The sequence below is a fragment of the uncultured Eubacterium sp. genome (assembly GCF_945980375.1).
Classification (GTDB): Bacteria; Bacillota; Clostridia; order Oscillospirales; family Acutalibacteraceae; genus Eubacterium_R.
In genome coordinates this window covers 1-6,288 of sequence record NZ_CAMFQO010000043.1, presented here as the reverse complement: position 1 = coordinate 6,288, position 6,288 = coordinate 1, and the positions used below count along the sequence as shown (strand labels likewise).

At 41.4% G+C, this 6,288-nt stretch carries 7 protein-coding genes and 1 tRNA gene; all 8 read right to left on the bottom strand.

Annotated elements, in window-relative coordinates; all coding sequences use genetic code 11:
* Positions 1-128: 128 nt before the first annotated feature.
* On the bottom strand, positions 129-887 hold the full coding sequence (locus Q0P34_RS08155) for an SGNH/GDSL hydrolase family protein (protein ID WP_294955298.1): 759 nt from the start codon (positions 885-887) through the stop codon (positions 129-131).
* 167 nt (positions 888-1,054) lie between these two features.
* On the bottom strand, positions 1,055-1,729 hold the full coding sequence (locus Q0P34_RS08150) for a DUF421 domain-containing protein (protein ID WP_294955296.1): 675 nt from the start codon (positions 1,727-1,729) through the stop codon (positions 1,055-1,057).
* A 137-nt stretch (positions 1,730-1,866) separates the two neighbouring features.
* Positions 1,867-1,951 (bottom strand) — tRNA-Leu (locus tag Q0P34_RS08145).
* A 59-nt stretch (positions 1,952-2,010) separates the two neighbouring features.
* A complete protein-coding gene (locus Q0P34_RS08140) occupies positions 2,011-2,664 on the bottom strand; it encodes an HAD family hydrolase (RefSeq protein ID WP_294955294.1) in 654 nt (217 codons plus the stop codon).
* Positions 2,651-3,922, bottom strand: coding sequence for a spermidine/putrescine ABC transporter substrate-binding protein (locus Q0P34_RS08135; RefSeq protein WP_294955292.1), 1,272 nt, complete (start codon positions 3,920-3,922; stop codon positions 2,651-2,653). The genes Q0P34_RS08140 and Q0P34_RS08135 overlap by 14 nt, the downstream gene beginning before the upstream one ends.
* Positions 3,919-4,734 carry an ABC transporter permease gene (locus Q0P34_RS08130; RefSeq protein WP_294955290.1) on the bottom strand — a complete coding sequence of 272 codons (816 nt, stop codon included), beginning with the start codon at positions 4,732-4,734 and terminating at the stop codon, positions 3,919-3,921. Before Q0P34_RS08130 ends, Q0P34_RS08135 begins: the two co-directional genes overlap by 4 nt.
* Complete coding sequence (locus Q0P34_RS08125; RefSeq protein WP_294955288.1) at positions 4,731-5,555, bottom strand: ABC transporter permease; 825 nt, start codon at positions 5,553-5,555, stop codon at positions 4,731-4,733. Before Q0P34_RS08125 ends, Q0P34_RS08130 begins: the two co-directional genes overlap by 4 nt.
* Positions 5,545-6,288 (bottom strand): ABC transporter ATP-binding protein (locus Q0P34_RS08120; RefSeq protein ID WP_294955286.1); only part of this gene is annotated, 744 nt, incomplete at its 5' end. The genes Q0P34_RS08125 and Q0P34_RS08120, both read right to left, overlap by 11 nt.

Sequence of the window (6,288 nt, the reverse complement as noted above, 5' to 3'; positions counted from 1 at the left end):
GAGTGCGATAAATCGCACCCACCTCCCTTTACACAAGAGAGGCTCAAATCGGTTTTTTTAATTTATATGGCGTGTTTCAGCCCACTTTATCGACAGTCTAAAAAAGCTTGCCCACCGGCAAGCTTTTTTTAGTAATATCGAGTTGTAAAGCGTTCAAGGCATTCCTTAAACACGGGAGTCCACAGCTCCTTATATCCCCTACGGGTGGGATGAATATCATCATTCATAAAGTCGTTTGAAACAGACATATCATTAACCTCGTCATCGTTCCACAGGTCAATTACACCAATTGTCCACTTTTGGCTCAGCTGATCAATAGCCTCTACCATTTTTGCATACACATCGCTATCGTATTTTGGGTTTGTAAAGAAAATAACGGGACAGCTCCATGTTGCTTTTGCATAAGCAATTATGTATTCGATTGCACCGATGACGGTTTGGGTATCAAATGTTTTTATATCATAGCTGTCTGATATTTCACCGAGAGGCATATTTTTTGTTGCATCGTTGGTTGACAGCTGGCAAACAAACGCATCGGCAGAAATATTTTTATCAATAGTCTTCATACGGGATACATAGCTGTTTTTTCCGTTATCAACAAGCGTTGTGCCCGACTTTGCCTCCTTAATAGAAATAACACCGTACTGATGCTCAAGATAATCTACAAAAGAATCACCAAGAGAGCAGTAGCCGTAGGTAACGGAGCTACCGAGGAAAATTATTTTTTTGCCGTAAAGAGAGCTTTCCTCAAGCGTACACTGCTTTGGAGAATACTCAACGCTGTTGCCCTTACTGAACAAGCCGAGCATATTGCCGACAACTCCGCCGGCAGTAAAAATAAACACAAGCACAATGGCAATGATTGCAGTTATGGCACTTTTTTTCATGGCATTACCTCCTCAACAAATAAATGCACATCCAAAGCATAGATGTGCACAAGGACTGCTTTGCCACTGTTTCTCCTACAACCGCTGTCCTACGTCTGTTATTCTACAACAAAGCATTGTTATTGTCAATTATTAACAGATTTATTTATTATTTATTTATTGTTAGTCTATTCGAATTTATAAACAGAAAGCTGTTGCTTATCATCGCAAAGCCCGAGGAAAACCTCCTTGGCGCTTTTGAGTCCTTGCTTTTTAAGCTGTTTTTTAAGCCACTCCTCGTTAAGATTCATACGTTTTAGGTTTTCATCAATAACCCGTCCGTCCATAATAATTTCGGTAAAGATATGCTCGGGCTGTGGTTCAAGCTCCATATCCTCGGGATTTACCGGACGTTTTGTGCTGACAGGCAAAACGGTGAGCCGACCGTTATATTCAAAAATTGCCGTTTGTATATCGTTCAAATTGAAATAGCCCTCCTGCCTGCACATTACCATAAATTCACTCAAATCAAGCTTGGCTTTTTTCAAGTTTTTGCGATAGATCTTACCGTTATTCATAATTATAGTAGGTGTGCCGTTAATAAATTTTCGTATTCTCGACATTTTTCTTGTTGCAACGGAAAGAATAAATGTTATTGCTCCGTATACAATCATTGCAACAAATGGCTTTAACGGTTCTTCAATTTCCGTGGCAAGCTCTGCTGCTATTGAGCCAATCGTTATGCCCGTTATATAATCAAAAAAATCAAGCTGTGACATCTGCTTATGGCCAATAATCTTTGCAATAATAAACAATGTCGCGGCAGAAAACACCGATGTTAAAGCAACCTTCAAAATTTCCATTTTGCACCTCCACTTTGAATAAACGCTTTACATAAGTGTTTCCTGCATCAGCAAAAAAATTCCTAATTTCCGTTATTTAACAATAGTAATACTTGCATAAAAAAATAAGGAACACCCTAATGGGTATTCCTTATTTTTGGTGCGAGAGACGGGACTTGAACCCGTACGAGTCGCCCCACACGCCCCTCAAACGTGCGCGTCTGCCGATTCCGCCACTCTCGCTCAACGAATAAAAGTATAACAGATGAGGTATCAAATGTCAACACCTTTTTTGAGTTTTTTCAAAATAATTTTGAAATGTACCTTGGCTCGTCAATTATTACTGCGGGATGCTCGGCGAAAAGGATTTCAAAACTTCTAAATCCCCAAGAACAACCCACTGCTTCTATGTTTGCGTTTTTGGCGGTTTTCATATCAACCTCGCTGTCGCCGAAGAATATTGCCTCGCTCGGCTTACAGCCGACTGCCGACAATGCCTTAAACGTTGTTGTCGGGTCGGGCTTGGTAGGTACACCATCAATTCCGCCGATGATATAATCAAAATAATCCTTGCCGAAAAAATGCTCCACCATACCGTGAGCCGCCACATCCGGTTTGTTAGTTACAACACAAAGCTTAACACCCATTGCCTTAATAATATCAAGCTGTTCCTTAATTCCGTCGTAGACATGGGCATTATCAAGCTTTATTCTGTCATAAACAATCTTAAACTCTCTGTACCTTTCATCAAGAGTATTTTCATCAAGAGTGTTGCCAAAGGCACGTGCAACAAGCTTTTTTGCACCGTTGCCGACAAATCTTTTATAATCATCGATTGACCATTTTGCATCATAGCCGTACTTTTCCATAAGAATATTGCAGGCGTTTGCCAAATCATCAATGGTGTTTACAAGAGTTCCGTCAAGGTCAAATACCGCACATTTAATTTTGCTCATACAAATCACTTAAATCCTGTTCCTTACTTTTTAATTTTTTCTTTACAAAATAGCAGGCCACAAACAATACGACACCTGCACCGACACAAGCAGACACAGTGTATATCTGCCTTTCGGTTTGCTTACTGTTAACGCTCAAATTACCGCTTTTTACGCTTGACCAAAGGTTATTTTGAAGCTCAAGAATATTTTGCGGAAGATTTGAAAATACCTCACTTTTCGGCGGCTCGGTCGGATAAACAGCCTCATTACCGTAAAGGGAGCATTCCTCGTTTTCCTGCACCGACTTATTTGCAGACGCGTAGTAAATGTACTCCTCATTTTCAAGGGCAACCTGCGGCTCGTGCATAAAGTTTATAAAAGCCTCTGCCCCCTTTTTGTTCTGTACACATTTAGGAATACAAAATGCGTCATAAAAGGCGTTAACGCCCTCCTTGGGAAATACATAATCCAAATCCTCATTATTCTCGTTCATAAGAACATAGTCGCCGACATAATAGGTTGCAAACGCATATTCGCCCGACTCCATAAGGTTAAACACCTCATCCATAACATAAACAGGGTTAACCTTATCCTTTTGCTGTGCAAGAAGCTTTGCGGCATCAACCCATTCCTGCTCAACATTGGAGTTTAGGCTTGTACCCGCAAGCTGTTGTGCAATGGCAAACGCATCACGGCTGTTATTGAACATAAGAACCTTGCCCTTGTACTGCTCATCCCAAAGAGCAGACCATGAATCAGGCTTTTCCTTAACAAGCTTTTTGTTATAAATAAGAACGGTATATCCTGTATTAAAGCACACGGAATACTTTTGCTCCGGGTCAAACGGAAGATTAAGGCAATCCTCACGGATATATTTCATATTTGGAATATTTGAATAATCAATAGGAACAAGCATATCCTCATCAATCAACCGTTCCACCATATAGTCGGACGGAACAATAACATCATAGGATACACCGCCTCCAAGAAGCTTTGAATACATATTTTCGTTAGATTCAAAGTTTGTGTAATTAACCTTTGCACCTGTAAGCCTTTCAAACTCGGACACAACATCCATTGAGCCCTCGCCGCCGTCGGATATATATTCGCCCCAGTTATATACATTGATTACAGTTCCCTGCAAGCCGAGATTTTTGTAATACTCCTTTTGCTCTGCAGAAAAGTAATCCTCCCCTGCAAACGCAGTAATGCCAAACGCAGAAAAGCAGGCAACAAGGCACAAAGCAAACGAAAAAACTGCCTTTAATTTTTTCATTTTGAGCCCTCCTTTTTTTCTGCCTTAGCCTGAGCAACGTTCATAGCCACAAGCAGAGCAAGTATTACAAGGAACATCAGGGTTGAAAGTGCAAACATATCCGGCTTTACTCTTTTCTTTGTAAGAGAGAAAATGTAAATAGGCAATGTTTGAAACGAAGGTCCGTTTGTGAAATACGAAATAATAAAGTCGTCAAGAGAAAGCGTAAACGACATAACACATCCTGTAATTATACCGTTCATTATCTCGGGCATTACAACCTTAAAAAACGCATGAAGAGGCTTGCAGCCGAGGTCAACGGCAGCCTCGTAAATATTCATATCAAACTGCCTGAGCTTTGGCATAACATTAAGGATAACATATGGCAGGCAAAATGTTACGTGTGCGATAAGAATAGTTGTAAAGCCGAGCACCTCTTTTACATTTATGAGTGCACCGGCAAACACAAACAAAAGCATCATCGAAATGCCTGTTACAATTTCCGGATTCATCATAGGAATATTTGTAACATTCATAAGTGCTTTTTTATAGAGGCTGTTCCTTTGCAGGAACAATCCCACAGACGCAGTAATGCCAAGCACCGTTGATATGCCTGTTGTTGCAAGTGCAAGCACAACGGTATTCTTGAGTGCCTGCATAGCGGCGGTATCGCGGAACATTTCCTTCCACCAATATGTTGAAAAGCCCTCCATAATATAGGTTGACGTGCCGGAATTGAACGAAAACACGGTCATAACCGCGATAGGTGCGTAAAGGAATATGAAGATAAGCACCATATAAAGCCTTGACGCAGGTGAAATCCTTTTCTTCATATTACAACACCTCCGTCCTGTGTGCCGTCATCAAAATAATTCATAATGCCGAGGCAGATGAAAATAAGAATCATAAGCACAAAGCTGAGTGCCGCACCGAGATTGTAGTTATTTGCAGACTGGAACTGACTTTCAATAACGTCGCCGATAAGAACAATCTGACCGCCGCCGAGCTTTTGAGTGATGTAAAAGGTTGATGCACAAGGCACGAAAACCATTGTAATACCCGAAAGCAAGCCCGGAAGCGACATCGGCAAAATAACACGTCTAAACGTTGTAACACTGCCGCTGCCCAAATCGTGTGCCGCCTCGATAAGAGAATTGTCAAGCTTTGACAAAACGGAATAAATAGGCAAAATCATATATGGCAAAAAGTTATACACCATACCGAGAATTACCGCACCGCCCGTATTTATCATATGGACAGGCTTAAGACCGATAGCGGTTAATGCAGAGTTGATTACACCGCTGTCTCCGAGAATTGTCATAAGGCTGTATGTTCTTATAAGAAAATTCATCCACATAGGAAGCATAACAAGAAGAACCATTGTCCTTTGAGTGCGAACGGTATGCTTTGACAACGCATACGCAAACGGATAGCCTATAACAACGCAGATAGCAGTTGCGGCAAGGCCGTAAAGCACTGACAAAAGAATAGTTGGAAAGTAATTGCTTATCTGCGACATATTGTTAAGTGAGAAAGCACCTGATTTGTCGGTAAAAGCATAGTAAACAACCATTATGAGCGGAACAACGATGAAAAGCGCCGCCCACAAAAGATACGGCTTATCAAGTAATTTTTTGGAAAGACTACTCTTCATTTTCATCCTCCCAGTTATATGACGCGTCGGAAATATGATCCATCTCATCCGAGAATGAGGAATAGTCACCGAATTCGCCCGAATACTCACTGCGCTTCATAATATGGATTGCATCAGGCTCAATGTGCATACCGATAGTATCATCAACCTTGATGTCATCCCTTGTGGTTTGAATCATCCAAATAAAGCCGTTAACATCAACGAGTATTTCAAAATGAACGCCCTTAAATGTTACGCTTGTTACCTTGCCTGTAAGGGATGCCTGTGCTCCCGGCTCGGTTATAACAATATCCTCCGGGCGAACAACAGCCTCAACAAACTCATTTTTATCAAAGCCGCTGTCAAGGCACTTGAACCTTACACCGCCAAAGGTTACCTCGTAATCGGAAAGCATAATTGCATCAACGATATTACTTTCACCGATAAAGTCGGCAACAAAGGCATTGACAGGCTCGTTATAAATATCCTCGGGTGTGCCGATTTGCTGAATTTTACCCTTATCCATAACAACAACAGTGTCGCTCATTGACAGGGCTTCCTCTTGGTCGTGGGTTACATAAATAAATGTAATGCCGAGCTCCTGCTGGATATTCTTTAATTCTCGTTGCATATCCTTGCGAAGCTTTAGGTCAAGAGCTCCGAGAGGCTCATCAAGAAGCAAAATATGCGGCTTGTTTGCAAGGGCTCTTGCAATGGCAACACGCTGCTGCTGACCGCCTGACAGCGAGTTAAT